Source organism: Sphingomonas sp. LHG3443-2 (genome assembly GCF_049896405.1).
GTDB lineage: Bacteria > Pseudomonadota > Alphaproteobacteria > Sphingomonadales > Sphingomonadaceae > Sphingomicrobium.
Genome location: NZ_JAFCUG010000001.1, coordinates 2,470,720 through 2,496,120, shown reverse-complemented (window position 1 = coordinate 2,496,120; position 25,401 = coordinate 2,470,720). Strand labels below are relative to the sequence as shown.

28 protein-coding genes and 2 tRNA genes are annotated in these 25,401 nt (G+C 66.4%); 13 read left to right on the top strand and 17 right to left on the bottom strand.

The genetic code is table 11. The annotated features are described in order from the left end of the window. Nucleotides 1–12 precede the first annotated feature (12 nt). The 3 genes from ACP69Z_RS12525 to ACP69Z_RS12515 are packed head-to-tail and all read right to left on the bottom strand — an operon-like array spanning nt 13 to nt 3,496. Complete coding sequence (locus tag ACP69Z_RS12525; RefSeq protein ID WP_426268106.1) at nt 13–861, bottom strand: hypothetical protein; 849 nt, start codon at nt 859–861, stop codon at nt 13–15. Then, nucleotides 858–2,180, bottom strand: coding sequence for a mechanosensitive ion channel (locus ACP69Z_RS12520; RefSeq protein WP_426267803.1), 1,323 nt, complete (start codon nt 2,178–2,180; stop codon nt 858–860). Before ACP69Z_RS12520 ends, ACP69Z_RS12525 begins: the two co-directional genes overlap by 4 nt. Beyond that, nucleotides 2,180–3,496, bottom strand: a complete 1,317-nt coding sequence (locus ACP69Z_RS12515; protein WP_426267802.1) for a replication-associated recombination protein A — start codon at nt 3,494–3,496, stop codon at nt 2,180–2,182. The genes ACP69Z_RS12520 and ACP69Z_RS12515 overlap by 1 nt, the downstream gene beginning before the upstream one ends. Before the next feature lie 98 nt (nt 3,497–3,594). On the opposite strand from ACP69Z_RS12515, the gene ACP69Z_RS12510 reads away from it, so the two are divergent. Continuing rightward, nucleotides 3,595–4,224: a PadR family transcriptional regulator gene (locus tag ACP69Z_RS12510; RefSeq protein WP_426267801.1), complete on the top strand. Its 630-nt coding sequence runs from the start codon at nt 3,595–3,597 to the stop codon at nt 4,222–4,224. A gap of 61 nt (nt 4,225–4,285) precedes the next feature. On the opposite strand, the gene ACP69Z_RS12505 is transcribed toward ACP69Z_RS12510, so the two are convergent. The 4 genes from ACP69Z_RS12505 to secB all read right to left on the bottom strand — a co-directional run bounded on the left by ACP69Z_RS12505 (nt 4,286) and on the right by secB (nt 8,306). Beyond that, on the bottom strand, nt 4,286–5,011 hold the full coding sequence (locus tag ACP69Z_RS12505; protein ID WP_426267800.1) for a DUF4136 domain-containing protein: 726 nt from the start codon (nt 5,009–5,011) through the stop codon (nt 4,286–4,288). A gap of 112 nt (nt 5,012–5,123) precedes the next feature. Continuing rightward, nucleotides 5,124–6,173 carry a tryptophan--tRNA ligase gene (gene trpS, locus ACP69Z_RS12500; RefSeq protein WP_426267799.1) on the bottom strand — a complete coding sequence of 350 codons (1,050 nt, stop codon included), beginning with the start codon at nt 6,171–6,173 and terminating at the stop codon, nt 5,124–5,126. Then, a complete protein-coding gene (gene murJ / locus ACP69Z_RS12495; RefSeq protein ID WP_426267798.1) occupies nt 6,166–7,737 on the bottom strand; it encodes a murein biosynthesis integral membrane protein MurJ in 1,572 nt (523 codons plus the stop codon). The genes trpS and murJ overlap by 8 nt, the downstream gene beginning before the upstream one ends. 47 nt (nt 7,738–7,784) lie before the next feature. Further along, a complete protein-coding gene (secB, locus tag ACP69Z_RS12490) occupies nt 7,785–8,306 on the bottom strand; it encodes a protein-export chaperone SecB (RefSeq protein ID WP_426267797.1) in 522 nt (173 codons plus the stop codon). Between the two features lie 206 nt (nt 8,307–8,512). Here secB and ACP69Z_RS12485 point away from each other — a divergent pair, with 206 nt between their 5' ends. From ACP69Z_RS12485 to ACP69Z_RS12470, 4 genes are read left to right on the top strand one after another with little or no spacing between them, the layout of a single operon-like run. Beyond that, the gene (locus ACP69Z_RS12485; RefSeq protein WP_426267796.1) at nt 8,513–9,175 is read left to right on the top strand and encodes a Tim44/TimA family putative adaptor protein; all 663 of its coding nucleotides are present in this window, start codon (nt 8,513–8,515) and stop codon (nt 9,173–9,175) included. A 1-nt stretch (nt 9,176) separates the two neighbouring features. Further along, nucleotides 9,177–10,382, top strand: coding sequence for a murein transglycosylase A (gene mltA, locus ACP69Z_RS12480; RefSeq protein WP_426267795.1), 1,206 nt, complete (start codon nt 9,177–9,179; stop codon nt 10,380–10,382). Continuing rightward, a complete protein-coding gene (locus tag ACP69Z_RS12475) occupies nt 10,363–10,908 on the top strand; it encodes a Smr/MutS family protein (protein WP_426267794.1) in 546 nt (181 codons plus the stop codon). Before mltA ends, ACP69Z_RS12475 begins: the two co-directional genes overlap by 20 nt. A gap of 57 nt (nt 10,909–10,965) precedes the next feature. Continuing rightward, nucleotides 10,966–12,645: a putative bifunctional diguanylate cyclase/phosphodiesterase gene (locus ACP69Z_RS12470; RefSeq protein WP_426267793.1), complete on the top strand. Its 1,680-nt coding sequence runs from the start codon at nt 10,966–10,968 to the stop codon at nt 12,643–12,645. Here ACP69Z_RS12470 and dapE read toward each other — a convergent pair. Then, on the bottom strand, nt 12,642–13,775 hold the full coding sequence (gene dapE, locus ACP69Z_RS12465; RefSeq protein ID WP_426267792.1) for a succinyl-diaminopimelate desuccinylase: 1,134 nt from the start codon (nt 13,773–13,775) through the stop codon (nt 12,642–12,644). The two genes, ACP69Z_RS12470 and dapE, sit on opposite strands and share 4 nt — an antisense overlap. Nucleotides 13,776–13,802: 27 nt before the next feature. Here dapE and ACP69Z_RS12460 point away from each other — a divergent pair, with 27 nt between their 5' ends. Continuing rightward, on the top strand, nt 13,803–14,252 hold the full coding sequence (locus ACP69Z_RS12460; protein ID WP_426267791.1) for a cupin domain-containing protein: 450 nt from the start codon (nt 13,803–13,805) through the stop codon (nt 14,250–14,252). A 6-nt stretch (nt 14,253–14,258) separates the two neighbouring features. On the opposite strand, the gene ACP69Z_RS12455 is transcribed toward ACP69Z_RS12460, so the two are convergent. The 8 genes from ACP69Z_RS12455 to ACP69Z_RS12420 form a co-directional block, all read right to left on the bottom strand. Next, entirely contained in the window at nt 14,259–14,615 is a 357-nt protein-coding gene (locus ACP69Z_RS12455) for a hypothetical protein (RefSeq protein WP_426267790.1), read from the bottom strand. A 21-nt stretch (nt 14,616–14,636) separates the two neighbouring features. Beyond that, nucleotides 14,637–15,308, bottom strand: coding sequence for a glutathione S-transferase family protein (locus ACP69Z_RS12450; protein WP_426267789.1), 672 nt, complete (start codon nt 15,306–15,308; stop codon nt 14,637–14,639). Nucleotides 15,309–15,332: 24 nt separating this feature from the next. Next, entirely contained in the window at nt 15,333–15,974 is a 642-nt protein-coding gene (yihA, locus tag ACP69Z_RS12445) for a ribosome biogenesis GTP-binding protein YihA/YsxC (RefSeq protein WP_426267788.1), read from the bottom strand. Further along, nucleotides 15,974–17,716 carry a membrane protein insertase YidC gene (gene yidC, locus ACP69Z_RS12440; RefSeq protein WP_426267787.1) on the bottom strand — a complete coding sequence of 581 codons (1,743 nt, stop codon included), beginning with the start codon at nt 17,714–17,716 and terminating at the stop codon, nt 15,974–15,976. The genes yihA and yidC overlap by 1 nt, the downstream gene beginning before the upstream one ends. A gap of 17 nt (nt 17,717–17,733) precedes the next feature. Continuing rightward, a complete protein-coding gene (gene yidD / locus ACP69Z_RS12435; RefSeq protein WP_426267786.1) occupies nt 17,734–17,946 on the bottom strand; it encodes a membrane protein insertion efficiency factor YidD in 213 nt (70 codons plus the stop codon). Beyond that, nucleotides 17,943–18,269 carry a ribonuclease P protein component gene (rnpA, locus tag ACP69Z_RS12430; protein WP_426268105.1) on the bottom strand — a complete coding sequence of 109 codons (327 nt, stop codon included), beginning with the start codon at nt 18,267–18,269 and terminating at the stop codon, nt 17,943–17,945. Before rnpA ends, yidD begins: the two co-directional genes overlap by 4 nt. Next, a complete protein-coding gene (rpmH, locus tag ACP69Z_RS12425) occupies nt 18,269–18,403 on the bottom strand; it encodes a 50S ribosomal protein L34 (RefSeq protein WP_085219331.1) in 135 nt (44 codons plus the stop codon). Before rpmH ends, rnpA begins: the two co-directional genes overlap by 1 nt. Nucleotides 18,404–18,496: 93 nt before the next feature. Further along, nucleotides 18,497–18,943, bottom strand: a complete 447-nt coding sequence (locus tag ACP69Z_RS12420) for a hypothetical protein (protein WP_426267785.1) — start codon at nt 18,941–18,943, stop codon at nt 18,497–18,499. Between the two features lie 135 nt (nt 18,944–19,078). Between ACP69Z_RS12420 and ACP69Z_RS12415 the strand changes: the two genes are divergently transcribed. The 7 genes from ACP69Z_RS12415 (at nt 19,079) to ACP69Z_RS12385 (ending at nt 24,168) form a co-directional block, all read left to right on the top strand. Continuing rightward, complete coding sequence (locus ACP69Z_RS12415) at nt 19,079–20,587, top strand: YifB family Mg chelatase-like AAA ATPase (RefSeq protein WP_426267784.1); 1,509 nt, start codon at nt 19,079–19,081, stop codon at nt 20,585–20,587. Between the two features lie 62 nt (nt 20,588–20,649). Beyond that, nucleotides 20,650–20,913, top strand: a complete 264-nt coding sequence (locus tag ACP69Z_RS12410; protein ID WP_426267783.1) for a hypothetical protein — start codon at nt 20,650–20,652, stop codon at nt 20,911–20,913. A gap of 58 nt (nt 20,914–20,971) precedes the next feature. Next, nucleotides 20,972–21,055: transfer RNA gene (locus tag ACP69Z_RS12405), tRNA-Leu, on the top strand. Between the two features lie 80 nt (nt 21,056–21,135). Next, the gene (locus tag ACP69Z_RS12400) at nt 21,136–22,425 is read left to right on the top strand and encodes a cation:proton antiporter (RefSeq protein ID WP_426267782.1); all 1,290 of its coding nucleotides are present in this window, start codon (nt 21,136–21,138) and stop codon (nt 22,423–22,425) included. A gap of 9 nt (nt 22,426–22,434) precedes the next feature. Continuing rightward, nucleotides 22,435–22,776, top strand: a complete 342-nt coding sequence (locus tag ACP69Z_RS12395) for an Mpo1-like protein (protein WP_426267781.1) — start codon at nt 22,435–22,437, stop codon at nt 22,774–22,776. Nucleotides 22,777–22,789: 13 nt separating this feature from the next. Next, nucleotides 22,790–23,995 carry an AI-2E family transporter gene (locus tag ACP69Z_RS12390; RefSeq protein WP_426267780.1) on the top strand — a complete coding sequence of 402 codons (1,206 nt, stop codon included), beginning with the start codon at nt 22,790–22,792 and terminating at the stop codon, nt 23,993–23,995. Nucleotides 23,996–24,091: 96 nt separating this feature from the next. Next, nucleotides 24,092–24,168: transfer RNA gene (locus ACP69Z_RS12385), tRNA-Asp, on the top strand. 69 nt (nt 24,169–24,237) lie between these two features. Here ACP69Z_RS12385 and ACP69Z_RS12380 read toward each other — a convergent pair. Next, nucleotides 24,238–25,383 carry a cell wall hydrolase gene (locus tag ACP69Z_RS12380; RefSeq protein WP_426267779.1) on the bottom strand — a complete coding sequence of 382 codons (1,146 nt, stop codon included), beginning with the start codon at nt 25,381–25,383 and terminating at the stop codon, nt 24,238–24,240. Nucleotides 25,384–25,401: the final 18 nt, after the last annotated feature.

Here is a 25,401-nt window from a genome sequence, read left to right as displayed (position 1 = left end):
GGCTCCCTTGGCTCAGACGATGCCGAAGGTCCAGCCCTCGGTGCGTGCAAGAGTTGGGGTGAGGCCCTGCGGGGTAAAGGCATCGGGGTGCTGGAGATGTGCCCGCATGCCCGCGGCGGTGACCAGCGCGTCGGTCTGATGATCGTCGGGCTCAAAGCGGAGCCGGGCCGGCGGGCTGCCGAGCGCTTTCAAGGCCGTGTTGAGGTCGGCGCGCGTGCGCAGCTTGGTGCCGGAGAGGCCTGCGTTGCGCAGATAGATGCGAGTGTAAATTTCGACCACCGCGCTTTCCCCTGGCACGAGGGGGTCCATCGGCCAGATCGCGACCTTGCCGCTGATCCGGTGGAGGAGGCGCATGCCGGCGAAGCTCGCCTTGGCGACCTGCGCGGCGCCGATCGCGTCATAAGCGCTGGCGGTCTTTCTCCCGCCCGCCTCGTTCAGCCGATGGTCGCATTGGCGGAAGCGGACGAAGTCGGCTTTCACCCCGTCGGCGATCCCGAAATAGAAGTGGCGGCGGTGGGTCTGTTCGAGGAAGCTCGCGGCGCCCAGATCCTCGTCAGGAGCCTTGGCGTCGACGTAGGCCCAGAAATTGCGGGCATTCTCCGGAACCCCGCTCTCGCCTGGCAGATAAGCGCCGCGCTCAGCGAACGGCGGAGCGAAGGAGAAGTCGAAGCCGAACAGGGTCGGCTCCTTGGTAGCCTCGTCCACCAGCCAGTCGGCGACCTCAGTGCGGCTCCAGGCGTGACCGGGGCGGACCAGCCGGGGCGGGCCATCCGGTCCGCAAGCCGCGACCGCAATGCCCCTGTGCCGCCGGCCTTTGGCGCCCGACCAGTCGATCGCGACGGTGCGGGTGAACCCCGTCAGATGAGCGTTCCGCCGTCGCCGCCGGTCGGAGTCTCCTTGGTGCCTTCAAGCCGCGCCGGGCGCCGCGGCGCCTGTGGGGCACGCTGGCCGGTCACGTGGTCGGCATAATGATTGAGGATTCGGCCCGCCGCTTCCCGTCCGCCAAGCCCAAAGGCCAAAGCAGTCGCGATGGCCCCGGCGCCGAGAATCAGCCCGAACGCCATGTAGACGATGACGTCTGCCAGCCCCATGAAGGTGAGGCCGATAGCGGTGAACAGTGCGATGATGGCATAGCGGATCATGGTCTGGGCGAAGCCGCCTTCCCCGGTGGACGAGCCGACCAGCTTCGACAGGATCCGCGCCAGGAAGATTCCGGCGACGATGATCAGGGTGCCGAAGATGACCTTGGAGCCGAGCTCGGTGACCTGAATCAGGAACACCGCGACCGTATCGCCGCCGAGCTGGTGCGCGGCTTCGATCGCGGCCGCCAGCATGATCGCGACAAAGGCGATGTTGGCGACGATCCGGCTGGGCACGGTGGTGACGGGCAGTACGCCGGTCGAGCGCAGCGCATCGTCGAAGCCGGTCGGCGGCAGGATCGCTTCGATGATGGTCTTGAGGAACTTGGCCGCGACGAAGGCGATGCCGAGCCAAAGCGCCGCGGTCAGCAGGCGGGGAATGGCCGCGCTGATCTCGTCGAGCATGTTGATCGCCGGACCGCTGATCGCTTCGATCCCGAGCACCTGAAGGGCGGCAATCGCGACCGGGATGATGATCAGGGCAAAGGCGAGGATGCCGGCGGCGCGGGCGAGGCTGGCGCGGGTCGCGCCGGGCGCGGCACCGGGCGGCACGGCGGCGGGGTCTTGCCGAACCGTCGGCGGATGATCGCCAAGCCCGGCGCGGGCCATGAAGCCGTCGATGTTGGCGGCGGTCAGCACCGTTTCGACCAGGCGGCGGACAATGCGGGCGACGATCAGGCCGACGAAGAAGATGAGGCCCGCACCGATCAGGCGGGGCAGGAAGGCGAAGATCTCGCTGGTGAGGGTGTTCACCGGGGCGAGGATCTGGCCGATCTGCAGGAAGTTGAGCGCGGCCATGATGCCGACCAGCCAGACCAACAGCTTGGCGATGGTGCCGATCTGCTCGCCGACCGTCTCATGCGAATTGCCGGGGGTGTGCTTTTGCAAGGCCGGGGTGCGGCTGATCGCCTTCGCCAGCGCCCATTTCACCGCCCGCGCGATCGCCCAGGTGGCGAGGATGATGACCAGCGCGATGGCGATGCGCGGCGCCCATTCGACGAGCTCGGCGCGCCATTGGTCGGTGGTGGACGGTGGATACATCAGCCTTGCTCCCCTTGGGCTTCTTGGCGCTTCTCGTTCCACCACGCGAGCCGCTCGGCAAGTCGTTTCTCGAAACCGCGGTCGGTGGGGGTGTAATAGGTTTGCGGCGTCATCTCTTCGGGCCAGTAATCCTGGCCGGAGAAGGCGTCCGGAGCGTCATGGTCGTATTGGTAGCCCTTGCCGTAGCCTTGCTCGCGCATGAGCTTGGTCGGCGCGCCGAGGATGTGCTTGGGCGGGGACAGCGAGCCGTGCTCCTTGGCGCTCTTCCACGCATCCTTCTGCGCCATGTAGAGCGCGTTCGATTTGGGCGCGGTGGCGAGGTAGAGGCAGGCCTGGACGATGGCGAGTTCCCCCTCGGGCGAGCCGAGGAAGTCGAACGTGTCTTTGGCCGCCATGCACTGCACCAGCGCCTGCGGGTCGGCGAGGCCGATGTCCTCAACCGCGGCGCGGGTCAGGCGGCGGAGGAGGTAGAGCGGCTCTTCGCCGGCGGTCAGCATGCGCGCGAGATAATATAGCGCGGCCTGCGGATCGGAACCGCGGATCGACTTATGCAGCGCGGAGATGAGGCCGTAATGCCCTTCGCGATCCTTGTCGTAGACCGGCAGGCGGCGCTGAATAAGGTCGCGCAGGGCTGCGGTGTCGAGCGGTTGCTCCAGCCTGGCGGCGAACAGCATCTCGGCCTGGTTGAGGAGAAAGCGGCCGTCGCCGTCGGCGCTGGCGATGAGCGCCGCGCGGGCGTCGTCGTCGAGAGGGAGGGGCTTGCCTGCGATCGCCTCTGCGCGGTCGAGCAGGGTCCCGAGCGCGGCTTCGTCGAGGCGGTGGAGGACCAGCACCTGCGCGCGGGAGAGCAGCGCGGCATTGAGCTCGAAGCTGGGGTTTTCCGTGGTGGCGCCGACCAGCGTCACGGCGCCGGCCTCGACATAGGGCAGGAAGCCGTCCTGCTGGCTCCGGTTGAAGCGGTGGATCTCGTCCACGAACAGCAGAGTGTGCTTGCCGGAGCGGGCGTGCATCTCGGCTTCCGCGAAGACTTTCTTCAAGTCGGCGACGCCGCTGAACACTGCCGAGATAGCGACGTAACGGTAGCCGACCGCTCCGGCGAGGAGGCGGGCGATGGTTGTCTTGCCGGTGCCCGGCGGCCCCCACAGGATCAGGCTGGACAAGCGGCCTGCGGCGACCATGCGGCCGATCGGGCCGTCGGGGCCGGTCAGATGCTCCTGGCCAATGACTTCGTCGAGGCTGGCGGGACGCAGGCGTTCGGCAAGCGGCGCGTCGGTTGGAGCGCTCGGACTGGGATCGGTTGCAAACAGATCGGCCATTCGTCGGCTCGTAGAAAGATGCGCGTTCAAGCGCCATGCCTCTCTTGCAAAGATCCCCCCAAGATATATCTTGAGCTTCTAAGATAGGAGACAGGCAGATGCGTTTTCATTTTCATGGCCGTCGTCCGGGCGGCTGCGGTCCCGAAGCAGGTTTTCAGTCCGGTAGCCGGGATTGGATTTTCCCCTGGGGCAACATCCACTTCGAGGGAGGTGGCGGACCGATGGGTGGTCACGGCCGTCACGGCGGCGGCCGGGAAGGGCGGCGGCGACGGATGTTCAGTTCGGAGGAGCTGCAACTCGTCCTCCTGAAGCTGATCGCAGACGAGCCGCGTCACGGTTACGCGCTGATCAAGGCGGTGGAGGAAATGACTCATGGCGACTACGCGCCTAGCCCGGGCGTGGTCTACACCAGCCTGGAACTGCTCGAAGACATGGGCCTGATCGAACGTCACGCCAGCGAAGGCTCGAAGAAGCAGTTCGCTGCGACCCGCGAGGGGCGGGCGCATCTCGAGGAGCGGCAAGAGGAGGTCGCCGCGCTGTTTGAACGGCTTGAAGCGACCGGGGAAGTGCGTCGCCGCTCGGCACGACCAGAACTTGGCCGTGCGGTCGGCAATTTGATGACGGCGCTGCGCAACCGCGCTGCCAATGGCGATTGGAACGACGAGCTGTTGAACGAGGTGATCGACATCCTCGACGATGCGGCCCGCCGGATCGAACGCGCCCGCTAGAAACGAGAAAGGCCGTCTCCGCTCTGGCAGGGACGGCCTCTTTCGTAGGTTCGACGGTGGATTAGCGCTTCTGCGCAGGCACCGTGATCTTGATCGTTTCGCCATTGCGGCCGGGGAAACCGGTGAACATGGCCTGGATCAAATTGGGGACCAGCACCTGCGTGTTGTCGGTGGTGGAACGCGCCTGGGCGCGACCGTCGAACAGCTGCTGGTTGTCGACCCGGCGACGGATGTCTAGGTCGAGCTCCGACTTATACTCGGTATATTCGCGGACGCTGGCGCCGCCATACCAGAAGGGATCGTCCCACCCATAATAGAAGGGCGAACGGTAGGAGCCGTAATAGCCGAAGCGACTGTAGTAGGGGCGCCCGTAATAGACCCCGAAGCGGGGATCAAAGCGGCTACCGAAGCGGCCATACGGACTGTAGAAGCCACGATAGAACGGATCGTATCCGCGCGGCCCGATAGGATCGACCACGCGCCGTTCCGTCCCATTGTCGACAGTATAGCCGAGCTGGACGATCATGGTCGCCTGGTTAGGACTGGCCGCCTGAGTATAGCCCTGCGCCTGGAGCTGCTGAGCAACCAGCGCCGCATATTGGCTGAACTCAAGCCCGCCGCCCTGCGCCCGGCCCTGACCGGGCACGACATAGAAGCTCTGGCCCTGCGGAGCGGGCATCGCCTGGAAGCGGGTGACCTTGGCGGGCAAGCCGGTGGCGCAGCCGGACAGGCCGATGCTGGCCGCGCCGACCAGTGCGGCGGCGGCGAGTTTCTTGAGGAATGTCATAACGCGATAAACCCTCGACTCGGGGAAAGTCCCCGTAAACGAGACGCTTATAGCGCGAAGTGAGTTGAACCGTCGATGAAGAGTGCAGGTGCGGCGGTGAACCGAACCTGTCTTAGCGTCCGAGGCCGAGGGCCCGCTTGGCCGCCAGCAGGGTAGGAGCGGCAAGTTCGACCGCCCGTTCGGCACCTTGGTCAAGCAAGCGGTCGAGCTCCGCATGATCGCCCTGCAGCGCTTCGTAGCGGGCGCGGATTGGCGCAATGGCGGCCACCAGCGCATCGGCCAGCGCAGGCTTGAAGGCGCCAAAGCCTTGGCCTTCGAAGCGGGCAAGGATGGCGGCTTCGCTCTCGCCCGTGATGGCAGCCATGATGCCGACGAGGTTGCGCGCTTCGGGCCGCTCTTTGAGCAGCTCCGGGTCGCCCGGCAGCGGTTCGGGATCGGTGCGGGCCTTGCGGATCTTGGCCGCGATCTCGTCGTCGCTGTCGATGAGGTTGACCCGGCTCATGTCCGAGGGATCGGACTTGCTCATCTTGGCGCTGCCGTCGCGGAGCGACATGACGCGTGCCGCGACACCGCCGCCGATGAAGGGCTCGGGCACGACAAAGGTCTCGGTGCCGGTGTCGAGGTTGAATTTGTTCGCGATGTCGCGGGTCAGCTCGATATGCTGCTTCTGGTCTTCGCCGACGGGCACGTGGCTGGCCTGGTAGAGCAGGATGTCGGCGGCCTGGAGCACGGGATAATCGAACAGCGCGACAGAAGCGCCTTCCTTGTTCTTGCCCGACTTGTCCTTCCACTGCGTCATGCGGTGGAGCCAGCCCATGCGGGCGGTGCCGTTCAAGAGCCAGCAGAGCTCGGCATGGGCGGGGACGTCGGACTGAGCGAACAGCACCGCCTTGTTCGGATCGATGCCGCTGGCGATCAGCGCCGCCGCCATGCCGCGCACCTGCGCGCGGCGGGTATCGGCGGGGATGTGGTCGCTCAGTGAATGGAGGTCGGCGAGGAAGAACAGGCACGGGGCCTCCTCCTGCATCCGGACCCAGCGGAAAATCGCGCCGAGCAGGTTGCCGAGGTGCAGGTTGCCGGTCGGTTGAATGCCCGACAGGACTCGGGTGACGGGCGCCACCGACGCGCTTGTCGCGGCGGCCATCGAAGTATCGTCAGGCATTGGCAGCGGGTCTCTTGCGGCGGAGGAGGTCCTTGAACGCCTGCCGATCCACCCCGCCGATCGCCCAGCACAGCGGAAAGTAGATCGCCATGCCAATGCCGACCAACGCGCCTACCGCGATGATGCGGCGACCGGCGCCACCGGTGAACCAATCGGCGAACATCATCTCAAGGCCATAGAGAGCGGCAACCATCACCGCCCCGGCGAGGAGCTGCCGGAACACCCGGTTTGCCAGCCATCCTGGCATCCGGAAAAGCCCGCGGCGATGGAGAATGACGTAGAGAATGGCGCAGTTGAGCCAACTCGTAATGGCGATCACGGCGCTCAAGCCCGCGATGCGGAACAAGGGGTCGGTCGAGAGCGACTGGACCACGAAGTTCAGCAACACGTTGACCACCAGCACGACAGCGGCGGTCTTGACCGGGGTGGCGGTATCCTGGCGCGAATAGAAGCCGGGGGTGAGGACCTTCACCAGCACATAGGCGGGCAGGCCCAGCACGATGATCGACAGCACGGTAGCGGTGATGTCCGCGTCCCGCGCGGTGAACTCACCGCCCTGGAACAGCGCGCCGACGAGCGGGCCGGCGGCAACGCACAGTGCAAGTGCGGCGGGCAGCGTCAGGAACATGCCGAGGTCGAGCGCCTGGGCCTGGACGTGCGCGGCCTTATCGGGCTCCGAGGCGCCCACATGACGGCTGATCGCGGGCAGGATCGCGGTGCCGAGCGCGGCGCCGATGACGCCCAGCGGAAGCTGGTTAAGGCGGTCGGCGTAGTTGAACCAGCTCAGCGCCCCGGTGCCGATCCGGGCCAGGAAGAAGGTGTCGATGAACGCGCTGATCTGGTAAACGCCGGCGCCGAGCGTGGCGGGAACGACGACCACGAGGAACTGCTTCACGCCGGGCGTGACCTTGGGTCGGCGCAGACGCAGCGACACGCCGGCGCGCATCGCCGAGATGATCAGCAAGGCAAGCTGAACGACACCGCCTAGGGTGACGGCAACAGCCAGCCAGAAGGCCGTGTAAGCGCCGCCCTGCGGAAACAGGATCAGCGCCAGCATCATGCACAGGTTGAGTAATGCGGGCGCAAAGGCCGCCGCGGTGAAGCGGGCAAGGCTGTTGAGGATACCCGCCCAAAGCGACACGAGGCTGATGAGGATCAGGTACGGAAAGGTGATCCGGGTGAGGTAGGTCGCAAGCTCCAGCTTCTCGCCCGAATAGCCCGAAATGGCGGCAACGAAGGCCGGCATGATCAGCTGGAAGACGAGGGTGAAGATCACCAGCGTCGGCAGGAAGACCGCGAGGACTTCCTCGGAAAACTTCTTGGCCTCCGCCTCACCGTCCTCACCCTGCAGCCGTTGCGCGTAAAGCGGGACGAAACCGGCGCTGAACGCACCTTCGCCGAACAAGCGGCGGAAGGTGTTGGGAAGGCGGAACGCCACGAAGAACGCATCCGCCGCCGCCGACGCGCCCATGATCCGGCTCATCAGCATCTCGCGCGCAAAGCCGAGGATGCGACTGACCAGGGTCAGCCCGCCGATGGTGCCGGTGGCCTTGAGGAGATTCATGGCGCCCTTGTTCCCCCTCATCCTCCCCGTGACCGGGGAGGGGATGCTTACTGGACCGTGGTCTCGCCCTGCGGCTGGTCACCGCCCTGCGCCTGCGCCGCCTCGACCTGGCTGAGGTAGATGCCGGCGAAGTCGATCGGGTCAAGCATCAGCGGCGGGAAGCCGGCGTCCTGAGTCGCAGCAGCGACGACCTGGCGCGCAAACGGGAAGAGGAGGCGCGGGCCTTCGACCAGCAGGAAGGGCGCAAGCTGCTCTTCCGGCAGGTTGCGAAGCCCGAAGATGCCGGCGTAGCTGAGATCAAGCACGAACTGCACGCCCGACGCCGAGCGGGCTGAGGCGTCGATCTTCAGCACCACTTCGTGAACGTCGTCGGCGACCTTGTTCACGGCGATGTTGAACTGGACATCGAGCTGCGGCTGCTCGTTCCACTGGAAGACCTGCGGGGCCGAGGGATTCTCGACCGACAAATCCTTCACATATTGCGCCAGCGCGGCGACCTGCGGCGCATCGCTTGCGCCTTGGTCGGTGGAGCCGTTGGCGCCGGCGGAAACGGGATCGGAAGCGGCCATGTGTCTCGTGCCCTCAAACATGCTAAAGGAGTGGCGGGAAAACGGCTGCTTACCGCGCCTTGTTCGGGGCGGGCGACTAGCAGCCGGGTCGAAGCGGTGCAATGGCGCGAGCAAGGCTTTAGGCTATGGGTTTGCGAGGCGGGCACCAGCGCCTATGTTAAGCGTTGCTCATCAGAACTTCCCGACGGGAAAGAAGGCGAACACTCTTGGTTTCGATCATCATCCTCGCACTGGTCGCTTTGTTTGTCGGGCTGCGGCTGTACAGCGTCCTCGGCGAACGCACCGGTCACGAGCAGCAGCTGCCGCGCAACGCCAACGAAGCGCGGCCGCAGCTCGCCCGCCAGGCCGAGGTGGCGCAGGCTGCGCAGGGCAATGTCGCCAATCCCGCGGCCGAACCGCTCGACACCGCCTATCTCCCGACCGCCGGACCTGGCGTCCGTGCCTTGCTGTCGGCTGATCCGAGCTTCGACGTCGCCCGTTTCCTTGAGGGCGCCCAGGGCGCTTACCGGATGATCCTGGAAGCTTTCTGGGCCGGCCGCATCGATGAGGTCCGTGGCTTCCTCGATCCCGAGATCGCCGCTGCCTTCGACGAGGCGATCACTGAGCGTGAGGCCGCCGGTCAGCGGCTCGATAACCGCCTGATCGCGGTCGAGCAGGCGATCATCGCCGCCGCCAATGTCGCAGGCAAGGTCGCCACCGTGACTGTCCGCTTCGAGGCGGACATCGCTGCGGTGACCCGTGATGCCGAGGGTCACGTCCTTGCCGGCAGCCTGAGCGACGCGGTGCAGACCCGCGACCGTTGGACGTTCCGCCGCGACCTTGGCAGCAATGATCCCAACTGGATCCTGATCGAAACCGACGACGACTGAGGTGACTTTGTTCAAGTTCGGGCTGGGAGCGCTGCTCGCCCTGTCGTTGGCCGCCTGCGCCACCCGCCCCTTGCCGCCGGTCGAACCGGGCCAACCCGTCGCCACGCCACAGCCTGAGCCGGTCCCGGTGCCGACCCCGCCCAAGCCAGCGACGGCTGCCCTGTCCGGGATCACATCAGCCGCGCCGCGCCCAATCACGGGTGAGGCGGCGCTGCGTGCACTGACGGCCTTCCGTATTTCCTGTCCCTCGGTGGTCCGCCGTCCCGACACGTCGGGCCTGACCCAAGGACAGGATTGGCGGGCAGTCTGTGACGAGGCGCGGGCCGTTCCTGATACGGCCGCCGACGCTCAACGCTTCTTTGCCAACAGCTTTTCCTGGGTGAAAGTTGGCAACGAGCCGGCGTTTGCCACTGGCTATTGGGAGCCCGAGATCCTGGGCTCACGCGTGCCGGGACCTGGTTATGCGCTGCCAATCTACCGCACCCCGCCCGATCTCGTGCGCTGCACGCGTGCCGACGGGACCACCGGTCGCGGACGGCTCGATGAGACCGGCCAGTGCGTGCCCTACTGGACGCGCGGCGAGATCTATGACGGCGCGCTGGCCGGCAAGGGCTTGGAGCTCGCTTATGCCGCCGATCCGGTCGACATGTTCTTTCTCGAGATTCAGGGTTCAGGCCGGCTGAAGCTGCCGGACGGCAGCGTGATGCGGATCGGCTACGACAATCAGAACGGCCGCGAATATGTCGGGGTCGGGCGGCTGCTGCGCGATCGCGGTATCCTGCCGCCGGGCGGAGCCGACATGGACTCGATCAAGCGCTGGATGCGGGCGCAGCCCGATGGCGGCATGAGCCTGATGCGCGAGAACCTGTCCAAGATCTTCTTCAAGGAACTGACCGGTCCGGGGCCACTTGGGGCGCTCGGCCTGCCGGTGACGGCGCGCGGCACTGTTGCCACGGACCCGATGTTCGTGCCGCTCGGCGCGCCCATTTGGCTCGATGTCGTGATGAACGATGCCGACGGCCTGTGGGTGGCGCAGGATACCGGCGGCGCGATCAAGGGCGCCAACCGTTTCGACACCTTCTGGGGTGCGGGCGAGCAAGCGCGGCGAATCGCCGGCGGCATGTCCGCCAAGGGTGAGGCGCTGATCCTCCTGCCCAAGGTCAGTGTCGAGCGCCTGCTCGCCCAGAATGCGGTCGCTCAGCCCTGAGGAAGCGGCGTTGTGGGCGCGGGTCACCGCTTCCATCACGCCGCTGAGCAGGGACAAGGCACCTGTAGCTCCGGCTAGTCCGGTTGTGGCCCACGCAAGCCCTGCCCTTCCCGTGGCGCCGCCGCGGCTGGTGAAGGGGCGGGTGCCCCCACCGCGGGCAGTTACGGCAGCGCCGCTGCGCCGGGCTACCATCCACGGCAATCTCGATGGGCATTGGGAGCGGCGGCTGAAGACCGGCAACGTGCCCGTTGACCGGACGATTGACCTTCATGGGCACAATCTGGAGCGCGCCTACGAAGCGCTCGATGCGGCCCTGGAACGCGCGGTGGCGCTCGGCGATCGGGTCCTACTTCTCATCACCGGCCACCACCGGCCTGGCGAGCCGCCCATCCAGCGCGGCAAGATCCGCGCCGCGGTGCATGACTGGCTGGCGGTGTCGCGCCACGCCGAGCGGATTGCCGCCGTGCGCAGCGCGCATCGCCGTCACGGCGGCGGCGGGAGCCTGTATCTGATCTTGCGCCGCTGAGGCGGGGCCTCACGCTAAACCGCTTCTTAACTCCCCATCCCTAACGGTGCAGGCGTGATGAAGGTCGGCGCCGCACACAAGATCAGCAACATGCTCCTGTCGGGGCTGGCCGGCATCGCGTCCTTCGTCTTCTCGCTCTACGTTTTCATCACCATCACGCAGCTTCCCCAGCAGATCACCGCTGCCCTGGTTGCCGGCGCCTTCTGCCTGGTCGTTTGCTACATCGCCGCGGAACGTCCCAACAGCGAAGGCGCGCGGGCATTGGCGTCGTTGCGCGATCGCCTGCTCGCGGTGGAAGAGGGCGACCTTACCAGCCCAGCGCCGGAATCGGTGCGCCGGGTGATGCCCAAGGTCGCAGCGGCGGTCGACAGCCTGTTCGCCGAGGTGCGCAGCTCGATCGACAATGCCCAGGCGCTTGGGATGTACGATCCGGTCACCAGCCTGCCCAACCGGCTCAATTTCCGCTCGGAAGCGGAGCGGCTGCTGGCCAAGGCCGACGGCCGCACCACCGCCATGCTGTTCATCGACCTCGACCGGTTCAAGGCGGTGAACGACAATCTCGGCCATGCACGCGGCGACCAGCTGCTGGTGATGGTCGCGAACCGCCTGCGGGTGCTCATCAACAGCGAGGCCGTCGGCAACGCCCGTCGTCCGCTCCTTGCCCGCCTTGCCGGCGACGAATTCACGCTCTTCTTTCCCGACGTCGCGGGCGAACCGGAGGCCGAACGCATCGCGCGCCGTGTCGTACTCGCAATAGGAGAGCCGTTTGAATTGCACGGCCACAGCATTGACGTCGGTGCGTCAGTCGGCCTGGCGATGGGTCCGTGGCACGGGCGCACCGTCGAAGAGCTGATGCGCGCGTCCGACATTGCCATGTATCGCGCCAAGGCACGCGGCGGGCACCAGCACTGCCTGTTCAGCGACAGCCTCGCGCAAGAGCATCAACATCGTCTCGACACGGAGAAAGCGCTCGCCGACGCGGTCGGGCGCGACGAATTCCAGCTGGTACTCCAGCCGCAATTAAGCCTTGGCAGCGGCGCTGTGACGGGGGCCGAGGCGCTGTTGCGCTGGAAGCATCCCGTGCTGGGCTCCGTGTCGCCCACCCATTTCATCGCCATCGCCGAGCAGACGGGCATCATCAACGAGATCGGCGACTGGGTGATGTGCGAAGTTGCCGCCATGCTGGCGAGCTGGGACGAGCATGGCGGGGGTTCACGCCGGGTCGCCTTCAATGTCTCGCCGCGCCAGCTTGAGCGGCACGATTTCTTCCCGCGCTTGCGGCAGATCTTCGGGGAAGCCGGTGTGGGGCTGGACCGGATCGAGATCGAGATCACCGAAACGGCCGCGATGGAATGCTCGGAAGCCACGCTGCTCGACATTGCCGAGCTCCGACAACAAGGCGCAACCATCGCGCTTGATGATTTCGGCACCGGCTATTCCAACATCGCCCGGTTGCGCCAGTTACCGATCGACCGGGTCAAGCTCGACCAGTCATTGATTCACGACATCACCACCAGCGAGCAGGCACGCAATGTGGTGCAGGCGGTAATCCAGCTCGTCCGCGGCGTTGATTGCGAGCTGGTCGCCGAGGCGGTCGAGACCGTTGCTCAGGCCGATATCCTGCGCACCATGGGTTGCGAAACCATCCAGGGCTTTGTCTTTGCCGAGCCGATGATGGAGCGGGAATTCCTGGCCTGGACCAGCCACGCCGTCACCGAAGGGCGGAGCGCCGCCTAAAGGCCAAGACCGCCTGCGAAGACGCGGCGGTAGATCCGGGCCAGCGTCTCGATGTCACTAACAGCGGCGCTTTCGCCGACCTTGTGCATGGTTGCATTCGGAAGGCCAAAGTCGACTACCGGGCATAGCTTGATCAGGAACCGACCGTCCGATGTCCCACCGCCAGTGGAGAGCTCGGGCTCGATCCCGCATTCGCTGCGGATCGCATCGGTGACCAGATCATAGAGCTTGCCCGCTGGGGTCAGGAAGGCTTCGCCCGAGATCCGGGTGCGCACCTCGCAGGTCGGATCGACCGAGTGGGCGGTGTCGGTCAGCAGGCGGATCAGCTCGTCACCCGTATGCAGGTTGTTAAACCGAATGTTGCCTTGCGCGGTCGCTTCGCCCGGAATGAGGTTGCTGGCGGCTGTGGGCGTGCCCAGCGCAACAAACTCGAGATTGGAGGGCGGAAAGGCGTCGGTCCCGTCGTCGAGGTGCAGCGTCGATAGGGCGGCAACGACCTTGGCCAGTCGAGGCACCGGATTATCGGCCTTGTGCGGGTAAGCGACGTGGCCTTGCACGCCCTTGCCAGTGAGCCAGAAATTGAGCGATCCGCGTCGCCCAATCTTCACCGTATCGCCAAGCCGCGTCTCGCTCGTCGGCTCGCCGACCAAAATCATGTCGGGGCGGATCGAACGCTCGTTCAGCCAGTCGATGATCCGCGGGGTCCCGTAGGTGGCATAACCTTCTTCGTCGCCAGTGATGAGGAAGGAGAGGGTGCCGCTTTGCTGGTCGATCTCGGAGACGGCAGCGACTGCAGCGGCGATGGCGCTCTTCATGTCGTTGGCGCCGCGACCGACCAGCCGCCCGTCCTCGATCCGTGCTGCGAAAGCGTCACCGGTCCAGCCCTCGCCGGCGGGCACGACGTCGAGGTGGCCGGCGAAGCCGATGTGCGGCCCAGGTCTACGCTCGCGGATCGCCACCATGTTCTCGGTCGGGCCGTCGGGGGCCTCACCCAGCGTGAAGCGATGAACGGTGAAGCCAAGCCCTGCCAGCGCCTCGTCCAGCACGTCGAAGACCTCTCCGCGGGCAGGGGTGACTGACGACACGGAGATGAGCCTTGCGGCAAGATCGACGGGATCGATAGAAGACATGAGCCACGCGCTAGCATGGGGAAAGCGATGCCGAAACTGGACCTGGGGGCGATCGAGGAGGTCAACCGCACCGGCTATCCGCCGCCGCACGACGAGGCGGTGAAAGGACGCTGGTACCGCCGCCTTTCGCCTGCCTCCGGCCTTTCCGACTTCGGCGCGAGCCTCGTCCGGCTCGAACCCGGCGCCTGGTCGAGCCAAAGCCACTGGCACAATTGCGAGGACGAGCTAGTTGTCATGCTGGAGGGCGAAGCCGTGCTGGTCGAGGATTCAGGCGCCACGGTGCTTCGACCCGGCGACATTGCCGCCTTTCCGAAGGGGACGGGAGACGGCCACCACCTTCGCAACGACAGCGATGCCGAGTGCCGTTTCCTGGTGGTCGGCAGCGGTTCGCCGGTGAGTGGGGGCTATAGCGACATCGACATGCGCTTCACCGCCGACGGGCGCTATACCCGCAAGGACGGCACCCCGCTCAGCTGATCGCCCTCAGGCGTCGTCCATGTCGAGCTTGGCGGGGGCGAAGCCCAGCGGCGTCAGGCGGCAGCGGCCGGCGGCCTTGGCGACCTCGATCGAAACGCGGGGATCACGCACCTGGCTGGCGACGCGGAGCAGATCGTCCACCGTAAGGCGCGACGGGTTGGGGTCACGCTCGCGAAAGGCGCGGGCTGCGGCGGCGAGCTCTTGCAACTGTCCGAGCGAGAGGTGGCGCTGAAGCTCCGCGCCGACGCAATCCGCGCGGGCTTCGTCGAGGCCATAGCCGGTCAGGCTATCCGCGATCCGCTCCCTTGGAGTGGCACAGGCGGACGCGGTAAATACCGCGGCGATAAGGAAAAATTTACGCACTCTTCCGAAGCGAATGGGTCGTCAGGCGGTTCCCTGATCGCCCTCATATTGTTCGATGACCCACGGCTCGTCCTGCGCCGATTCGATCCATTCGGCGACGTGGGGATGGCGAAGGACATCGGACATATACTGCCTGGCGAAGGGCGGCACGGGAATCGAATAGGTGAGGAAGCGGGTCACCACCGGCGCATACATCATGTCCGCCGCGCTCCATTCGCCGAACAGGAACGGACCGTCGCCGCCATGCCGCGCGCGGGCCTGCGCCCACAGCACGAGGATGCGGTTGATGTCGGCGATGGTTTCCTGGCTGAGATCGGGCATCGGCACGTTGCGCCGTACATTCATCGGGCATTCGCGGCGCAGCGATGCGAAGCCCGAGTGCATTTCGGCGGCCATCGACCGGGCCATGGCGCGCGCGGCCAGATCGTCCGGCCAGTAGCGGCGGATTTCCGTCAGGTCGGCGCAATATTCGACGATCGCGAGGCTGTCCCAGACGACGAGATCGTCGTGCCACAACAGCGGCACCTTGCCCGACGAGGGGGCGAATTCATCGCCTTCGCGCCGTTCGTCCCACCCGCCGTCGTATAGCGGCACCACCAGTTCTTCAAAGTCGAGGTTCGACGCTTTCAGCGCCAGCCAGCCGCGCATCGACCAGGAGGAATAGGCCTTGTTGCCGATGATGAGCTTGAGCAAGTGGGTCTCCGACGTACTGGTGAATTAGCTCAACGCATCCTCGAGCACCGCGGCCCGCACTTCCGCCAGACCCATGCCTTTTTCGGACGAAGTGGCAATCAGCTGCGGAAACGCGGCGGGGCGTTTGCGGGCTTCCGCTTCGGTCGCGATCTTCACGGCGTCAAGCTCGGTTGCCTTGATCTTGTCAGCCTTGGTCAGGACGAGGCGATAACCGACGGCGGCGGCATCGAGCATGTCCATGATCTCGCGGTCGACCGGTTTCACCCCGTGGCGGCTGTCGATCAGCACCACCGCGCGCTTCAGGACCTGGCGGCCGCGGAGGTAATCGTTGACCAGGAAGCGCCAGCGCTTGACCATGTCGCGCGGCGCTTCGGCAAAGCCGTATCCCGGCATGTCGACCAGCCGCAGGGTGAGCGGCGAGCCGACGTCGAAGAAGTTCAGCTCCTGCGTCCGGCCCGGCGTGTTGGACGTGCGCGCCAGCTTGTTGCGCCCGGTGATGGCGTTCAGCAGCGAGCTCTTGCCGACGTTGGAGCGGCCGGCAAAGGCGATCTCCGGCACGTCGGCGCCCGGCAGGAATTCGAGCCCCGGCGCGGACTTGAGGAACTCGACCGGACCCGCGAACAGTTTGCGCGCGCGTTCGGTGAGATCGGGGGCAGGCTCGTCCATCAGGTCTTCACCGTTGCCACGCCGGCTTTGGCCGCGATCTTCTCGGCGTCATACTTGGAGTAGAGATACTTCTGCTGGACGATGCCGAGGATGTTGGACACCACCCAGTAGAGCTGCAGCCCGGCCGCGAACGGGGCCATGGCGAACATCATCACCCACGGCATGATCGAGAAGATCTGCTTCTGGACGTCATCCATCGGCGCCGGGTTGAGCTTGAACTGCAGGTACATGGTGATGCCCAGCAGGATCGGCAGCACGCCAAGATGCAACAGGCCCGGCGGGTCGAAGTTGAGCAGCCCGAACAGGTTGACCGGGGTCAGCGGGTCAGGCGCGGACAGGTCCTTGATCCACAGCGCCCACGGCTGGTGGCGCATCTCGACCGTCACCGTCAGCACCTTGTAGAGCGCGTAGAAAACCGGAATCTGGAGGAAGATCGGAAGACAGCCGGCCGCAGGATTGATCTTCTCCCGCTTGTAGAGCTCGAGCAGCTCGGTCTGCATCTTGGTCCGGTCGTCCTTGTGACGCTCCTGGATCTCCTTCATCTTCGGCTGCATCGCCCGCATCGCCGCCATCGAGCGGAACTGGCGGTCGAAGATCGGGTACATGATCAGGCGGACGATGAAGGTCAGCGCGATGATCGCCCAGCCGAAGTTGCCGATGGTGTGGAACAGCCAGATCAGCAGCGCGAAGATCGGCCGCATGAACCATTCGAACCAGCCCCAGTCGATCGAATCGGAGATCAAGGGCACGGCGCCCGACGCCTCATAGCTGTCGAGCCACTTCTTCTCCTTGGCGCCGGCGAACAGATGCGTGGTCGCCTGGATCGCCCGGCCGGGCGCGACGACCGTCGGCTCCAGCGCATAGTCGGCCTGATAGCTGGTGCCGGTGCCCTTGCGCAGGGTGGCCTGCAGCGGCGCCTCGCCGGCCGGCGCGAGCGCAGTCAGCCAATACTTATCGGTAAAGCCGAGCCAGCCGCTGTTGCCTGAGAAGCGCTTTGAGGACTCCTCGTCGAGGGTGCCGTAATTGACTTCATATTCGGCGCGGCCGTCGAACACGCCCATCGGACCGACATGGTGGGTCCAGCCGTCCGACTTGGCATCGGGTCCGGCATTGGCGCGGCTGAGCAGCCCGAAAGGCCGCACCGCGACGGGGCCATCGCCAAGGTTAGAGACCTTCTGGTTGACCGTGAACAGATAGCCATCGTCCACCGCCACGATCAGCTCGAAACGCTGACCGGTCGGGTTGGTCCAGCTCAAGGTCACCGGCTTGCCGGGAGTCAGCGTCGTCGCACTCGGGGTCCAGACGGTGTTGGCGTCGGGCACCGCAACGCCTTGGCCAGTCCAGCCGAAGCGCGCGAAATAGGAGCCTTGCGCGCCGGCCGGGCTCAGCAGGCGGGCGGGTTGGGCATTGTTGCCGACGCGGTCGGTGTGGGTCACCATGCGCAGGTCGTCGAAGGTCGCGCCCTTGAGGCTCAAGGAGCCCACCAGGCTCGGCGTCTGGATCGCGACGCGCGGGACGCCTCGCAGCGCCTGGGCGCGGGTCAAGGCTGGGGCCTGCGCAGCGGCGGCCGGGGCGGCGGGCGTACCAGCCGGACCCGCGGGCTGCGTCGGCGCGCCGCTCTTGGTCGCGGTGACCGCCGGCTTTGGCGCCGGGAAATACTTCTCGGAGAACAGGCCCCAGCCGAGCAGCACGGCGGCGCTCAGCACGATGGCGAGGATCATGTTGCGGGTATCGCTGCTCACGTCAGATCATGTCCTCGTCAGGGTACCGGGTCGGGGCCTTGGCCGCCCCACGGGTGACAGCGGCCGATTCTCTTCAGGGCCAGCCAGCTTCCGCGCAGCGCCCCATAGCGACTGAGCGCCGTGATTGCATAGGCGGAACAGCTGGGCTGGAAACGGCAGGATGGCGGCAGGATGGCGGAAGGGCCGATCTGCCAGCCGCGCGCGATCAGGATCAGGAGCTTGGCGATCACGTCCGGACGACCTTGGCCAGCGCCTTGGTCAGCTCGGCGCGCAGCAGCGCATAGTCGCGCTCGATGCCGCTCTGACGGCCGATCAGCACATGATCCGCGCCGCGCACACCGCTCTCCGGTAGCAGTTCCGCAGCAAGCGCCCGCAGGCGCCGCTTCATGCGGTTGCGCACAACCGCATTGCCGACTTTCTTGCTGACGGTGTAGCCGATGCGCATCTGGTCGCTGCCGTCGCCGCGGGGGCGGACCAGCAGAACAAAGCCGGGCATGGCAGCGCGCCGGCCGCTGTTCGCAGCCAGGAAATCAGCGCGCTTTCGTAAGGTGATTAAGCGCTGAGCTTCTTGCGGCCGCGCGCACGGCGGGCTGCCAGCACCTTGCGGCCGCCAACCGTCGCCGAGCGCGTGCGGAAGCCGTGACGCCGCTTGCGGACGAGATTGCTGGGCTGAAAAGTGCGCTTCATCGCTCATTGCCTTCAAGTTTGGAACAAAAAGGGCCGCCCAATCAGGGGCAGCCGCATTGCTTGACGCGCCCCTACGCAAGGTGGTCGCCCAAGTCAATGCCGCGGAGCCTCTTCGGCGCTGGCCGCTGCCTCGGCCGGGGCCGTCTCGGTCGGCGTCGGATCGATCGGCGCCAGCTCGAATCCGGCCTTGGGCAGCGGATCGTCGATGCGCGGGACTTCGGACGGAGGCGGCGACTCCTGCCGCTCGCGCTCCTTCCTTAGCGCCTCCCGCCGTTTGGCGCTGCCGCGGCGCAGGCCCCAGTCGAACCAGCTTCCCGCGCGTGGCTGCCAGCGCTTGAAACGCACATAGCGGCGCTTGGCCCACAAACTGGTGCGAAGGATCAGGGTCAGACCCGCCACTGCGAGCAAGGTCCCGCCTGGGCCTGGCAGCGGCGATGACAAGGGCGCGGCAACGAGCAGGAGGAAGAGGCCAAGGCCGAACAGCAGGCTCTGCGCCAAGCGAGCGTCGCGAAAGGCCTGAAGTCGTTCGCCAAGCGTCATCGGCAGTGATGTAGGTGACTAAGACGCCGCGGCAAGGGCGCGCTTGCCCGCCGGCAGCAATGCGCTTAGCCTCGGTTTCGCCGAGCTAGGGGGCCAATTGCGTTCGACACTGCTGGTAATGGGGGCACGCGCCTGATGGTCGCGATCGTGTCCACCGTTGCCTATCTCGGCCTCGAGGCCCGCGCCGTGGAGGTGCAGGTCCAGCTTTCGACAGGTATTCCCCGCTTTGTCATTGTCGGCTTGCCCGACAAGGCGGTGGCCGAAAGCCGCGAGCGGGTACGGGCCGCGCTGACCGCCATCGGCCTTGCGCTCCCGCCAAAGGTCATCACCGTCAACATGTCGCCGGCCGACCTCCCCAAGGAAGGCAGCCACTTCGACCTTCCGATCGCGCTCGGGCTGTTGGCGGCGGTCGGTGTCGTCGATGCCGAGACGCTGAGCCACTACGTGGTCGTAGGCGAATTGTCGCTCGATGGGCGCATCAACGCTTCGCCGGGCGTGCTGCTTGCCGCGCTTCATGCCTCGGGCGAGGAGAAGGGGCTGATCTGCCCGGCGACGCAGGGCGCGGAAGCAGCTTGGGCGGGGCAGGTGGAAGTGTTGGCAGCGGCCGATCTCCTGTCGCTGCTTGCTCACCTCAAGGGAACGACGTTGCTGCCAGCGCCGCCTCCCGGGAAAGCCGAAGCCGCGGCGGGCGGTCCCGATCTGCGCCAAGTGAAAGGCCAGGAAGTCGCCAAACGCGCGCTGGAGATCGCCGCTGCCGGCGGCCACAACCTGCTGATGAGCGGACCGCCTGGCTCCGGCAAATCGCTGCTCGCCTCCTGCCTTCCGGGCATCCTTCCCCCGCTGACCCCGGCTGAGGCCTTGGAGGTGTCGATGGTCGCATCAGTCGCGGGAGAGATGGAGGGCGGACAGATGAAGCGGCGGCGGCCCTTCCGCTCGCCGCATCACAGCGCCTCGATGCCGGCGCTGGTCGGCGGCGGGCTCAAGGTGCGTCCGGGTGAAATCAGCCTCGCGCACCTTGGCGTCCTGTTCCTCGACGAGCTTCCCGAGTTCCAGCGCGCCGTGCTCGACAGCCTTCGCCAGCCGCTCGAGACTGGCACGGTAAGCGTGGCGCGAGCGAACAATCATCTCACCTTTCCCGCCCGCGTTCAGTTGGTCGCCGCGATGAACCCGTGTCGCTGCGGCCATCTCGGCGATCCAGCGCTTGCCTGCGCCCGTGCACCGCGCTGCGCCGCCGACAATCAGGCGCGGGTGTCCGGTCCTTTGCTCGACCGCATCGACCTTCATGTCGAAGTGGCAGGCGTGTCGGCAGCCGACCTCTCGCTGCCGCCCCCCGCGGAAGGCAGCGAGGCCGTGGCTCAGCGGGTGGCGCAGGCCCGCACAGTGCAGTCGCGCCGCTACAATGGCCATGGTCCGCGGACCAATGCCGAAGCGGACGGCGAACTGCTGGACGAAGTCGCGACGCCCGACGAACCCGGACGGAGGCTCCTCGCCGACGCGGCCGCCGCCACCCGGCTCAGCGCCCGCGGCTATCACCGCGTGCTCCGGGTCGCTCGCACGATCGCCGATCTGGCAGGGAGCGACACAGTGGGCCGCCTCCATATCGCCGAAGCCCTGAGCTATCGCCGTGCCGCGCCGCGCAGTTGAGGCTGCCTGCTGGGACACTATGTCCAATTCCAGCCAAGCCAGCGCCACACTAGATCCCCTTCATGCCGACTGACCGCAGCAAGGCCGCCGCCGATTTCCGCCGGGTGATGAAGCTCATCATCCTGTCCGGCCTTGTGCTCACCGCCGGCGCCTTGTTGTATCTTGGCGCAACGGGCGAGTTGTACCTCCACATGGTGGTGGCGGTGATCGGGGGCGTGTTCATCTCGGTGCTGCTCGGCTGCGGTTTGTTCGCGGCGGCCTTCTTCAGCGACAAGAGCGGCCATGACGAGAGCGTCAGCACCGCGACCAGTCGCAAGGGCGACTAAGCCCCCGCTCACCGCAGCCTTGCCCGCCGCGCCGCCTTCTCCTACGAAGCGCCGCAGTGCCCCCGTGGCGGAATGGTAGACGCGACCGACTCAAAATCGGTTGTCGAGAGACGTGTCCGTTCGAGTCGGACCGGGGGCACCACTTCCGAATAATTTATTTGCCCGGCGCCTTATTGCTCCGCCGACGCAACAAGCATGGTCAACGCGCATTGAGCGGCGGACATGTTCGGCCTTGAACCCTACCACATCGGTCTGGCCGGCATCGGTCTTGCCATCCTGATTGCCTTCTGGCTTCCGCGCTTCATCTCGGGCCGGGAGCCTGCCGCGTCGGCGCTGCTGATCGTCGCCGGCTTTCTTGCCTTTTTGCCCTTTCCAACCGTGCGCGAGGCGCTCGACCCCGTCGCGCAGCCGCGTGGGTGGGAGATCATGGCCGAAATCTGTGTCATCGTCGGGCTGTTCGGAACCGGCCTCCGGATCGATCGCCTTGCCGACCGACGGCAATGGTCGCCGACGCTGCGCCTGTTGCTGGTCGCGATGCCGCTCTGCATCGCCGCCCTGGCGCTGTTCGGCTGGTTTGCGGCGGGCATGACCTTTGCGGGTGCATTGCTGCTGGGAGCTGTTCTGGCCCCGACCGATCCGGTCCTTGCCGCCGACGTCGCGGTGGGACCGCCGCTGGAAGGCGGGGAGCATCCTGTGCGCTACACGCTGACCACAGAGGCCGGCCTGAACGACGGCCTTGCTTTTCCCTTCGTCCACCTCGCCATCCTCATCGCCGGCGCCGGCATGATCAATTGGGACATGGCAGGCGAATGGGTGCTGCGGGACGTCGTTTACCGCGTCGTGGTGGGCGGCGTGTCAGGGGCGGTGGTCGGATGGTTACTCGGCAAATTGTTGTTCGACTGGCCACGCCACAATGCGCTTGCGAGGACCGAAAGCGGCGTTATCGCCTTTGCCGGCGTGCTGCTCGCCTATGGCGCGACCGAGCTGGTCGAAGGCTATGGCTTTATCGCAGCGTTCGTCGCTGGACTGACCCTTCGTCGCTCCGAGAGCTCGCACGACTTCCACAAACGGCTGCACGACTTCTCCGTCTCGCTGGAGCATGCGCTCACCGCCATCCTGCTGGTCGGGCTTGGCGCAATCCTGCCGCTCTTGTGGCCGCACTTCACCGCGGCAAACGCGCTGATCGCCGCCGTGCTGATCCTGCTGATCCGCCCGGCCGCCGCGTGGCTGTCGCTGGCCGGCACGGTGCTGCGCGGGCGTGAGCGGGCCGTGGTCGCCTTCTACGGTGTGCGCGGGATCGGCTCGATCTATTATCTCGCTTATGCCGGGCACCATGTGGAGCTCACCAACGAGTATGAACTCTGGGCCACCATCGCCGGCACCATTCTCTTCTCGACCCTGGTTCACGGACTCACCGCCGGCATCGCAGTGGAGCGCGTGACGGGCGAGCAGCAGACCGGCCCCACCGTGCCGCCGTCGAACCCGGTTGAGAGCCCGGAGGCTCCGCGCTAGGCTGCGCTGATGGCCGAGCGAACCTACACCACCTTTGAGGAATTCTGGCCCTACTATCTGCGCGAGCATTCGGGCCGGCAGACACGCGCGATCCACTATGCGGGAACGGCGCTGGTGATCGCCGCCGCAATCGCGCTGGCGCTCACCGGCAATTGGTGGTGGCTCCTCGCCATGCCGCTCGCCGGCTACGGCTTTGCCTGGTTCGCGCATTTCTTCGTCGAAAAGAACCGCCCGGCCACCTTCACCTACCCGTGGTGGAGCCTTCGGAGCGATTTCCGGATGTTCTTTCTGGCGGTGAGCGGCCGGCTCGAGCCCCACCTCCGGGCCGCTGGCGTCCTGCCCCGCGGCTGAGTAGGGTGGCGCCATGGACGCGCCCATCTCTCGCCCCGATCACGCCGAGGATGATGCGGCGGTCATTGCCGAGCATATCACGATCAAGCGCGACCGGCTTCTTGCCTCTCTCACGCTGATTGCCGGCCTCGGACTGCTTTTCGCCATCCCGTTCGCGCTTAGGGCGGGGGCCGAATTCTTTCTTCCCGTCACCGCCGCCCTCGTCATCGCCATTGCGCTGGTGCCGCTGCTCGAATGGTTCGAGCGCCGCGGGCTTCCATCGGCGCTGTCGGCCTTGTCGTGCGTGATCATCTTCCTGTGCGTCATGGCCTTCGCCCTGCTGTCGATCGTCATTCCGGCGATCGACTGGATCGCCTTGCTGCCCGAGCGGATCGGCCGGGTGCGTGAGGCGCTCGAACCGGTTCTCGCCTTGGTCAAGAATCTCGAGCGCTTCGTCGACCGCATTCTCAACCAGTTGCCGAGTGCCAGCACCGGCGGCGCGCGCACGGTGCAGGTGGAAACACCCAACAGCATGTTCGATCTGCTTACGAGCAGTGCGCCGCATGCGCTGATCCAGCTGTTCTTCGCGCTGCTGGTGATCTTCTTCTTCCTGTCCGGCTGGACCGCGATGCGCAAGCAGACCATCACCAGCCGCGGCAGCTTCGAAGGGGCGCTGACCACCGCCCGCGTGATCCAGCAGGTGGTCGCCGCCACCTCTACCTATCTTGGCACCATTACCCTCATCAACGTGACGCTGGGCACGCTGGTCGCCGGCATCCTGTGGTGGCTGGGCATGGATTCGCCCTTGATGTGGGGCGGCATCGTCGCAGTGTTGAATTACATCCCCTATCTCGGACCGATCGCGGCGGCGCTGCTGCTGGCGCTTGGCGGGCTGATCAGCTTCCCCGACCCGTGGACGGCGTTGCTCCCGCCCTTGATCTTCATCGGCCTCCACATGATCGAAGCCAATGCGATCACTCCGCTGGTGGTGGGCATGCGCGTCCGGATCAATCCGCTGCTGATCCTGCTGTCGCTCAGCTTCTGGGCGTGGGTATGGGGCACCACAGGAGCGCTGCTCGCCATTCCGCTGCTGATCATCATCAAGACTGTCATTGCTGCCGCCGGCACGCCCGACATTGCCGGTTTCCTGTTCGAGCAAGGCACGCTGACCCACGCCGGCGAGGAGGATGACGAGGAGAATGAGGCGCCGCCGCCGCCGGTCGTCGCAGGAGCGAGCTAGAACTTTCGGCACGCCAAGCGCCAACAATCTCCTTCAGGCCAAGAAAGGCGGTTGACGCTCCCGGCCTTGTCTCCTAGTTGGCCGCCCACACCAAACGCGGGTGTAGCTCAGTTGGTTAGAGCGCCGGCCTGTCACGCCGGAGGTCGCGGGTTCGAGCCCCGTCACTCGCGCCATTTCCTGTTATCGTTGGAGATGCGGATAAACCGCACGGTCGCCACATCGCGGCCGGTCCGAAGCTGCGCTTATTCTGCGCCGCCAGGGGCTGCGCTTGACGCTGCCGAAGCCGTTGTGGTGTCCGCTGGCTTTCGGCCAAGCGGCGCCTGCTCGGCCTCACCGGCCGGAGCACCCGTCAGACCCCAGTTGAGACTGCTCGAGCCGCCTGCCGCCGGCTTGGCGTCGCGCGTCGCTTCCTCGACCTTGCGGCGTGCCTCCAGACGCAAGGCGATACGCTTGCCGCCGCCGGCAGCGATCTCCGGCTCGACCAGCTTGGCAAGCTCGGGCGGCAAGTTCTGGCGCGCTTCGGCAATCGTGGTCACCACTGTCGCCTCGGGCGTCATCGCTGCATAGCGCGCTTCCGCGGCCAGTGCGGCACTGCGCAGGAAGGCGGGATCGCTCTCGCGCTTGGCCCAGGCCTGGGTGAAGGCCGCAGGCTGTCCCCAGCCACCGCGCCAGCGATAAAAGATATGGGCGCCGATCACGGCATTCTTGGTCAGCGTCGGCGCCCAGTACGGCGCGACATAATCGGCATGGTAGTGCGTCGCATTGCCGACTGAGGACGCGACATAGCCCTTCAGCGCTTCGTCGGCGACGCGGCGGGCGCGGTCCCAATAATCGCGCATCGGCGCGCGGGCGAGCGAGCCGTCGCAGGTGAAGCTGAACTGGCAACCGGTCGGCCGCTCAGCGCCCTGGTAGACGACGGCGCAGACGCTTGACGGATAGGCAGGGTGCCGCATCCGGTTCAGCACCACTTGCGCAACGCCGCGTTGCCCTTCCTCGGGCTCCCGCGCGGCTTCGTAGTAGACGGCCTGCGTCAGGCACTCGAGCGCCCGATTGTAGGTCTTGCTGTCGGCCTTCAGCACAAACGGCGCTGCGGCCGGGTTCGGACCGCCGGCGAGCGGGACGGCCGCGTTCAGCTTCTGCGCGTCGGTGGGCGCGATCTGGCGCACGGCAAATGGGGTCATGTCCTGTACGGCGGGAGCAGCCGCCGCGACGGGCGCTTGCGGACGAGCTGGAAGCGCCCGGCTGTCATTGGCGAACGCCGCCACCGACAAGCAGGCGGCAAGCGCCAGCAGCCCTGCGCCGGCGCTCTCACGCGGGCGGGCGCGAAGCAGGCTCAGGGCCTGGCTCACCGGGCCGGGCCGGTCGGAAGGAAAGGTCAGGGAGGTCATGGGAAGGTGTATGAGGTA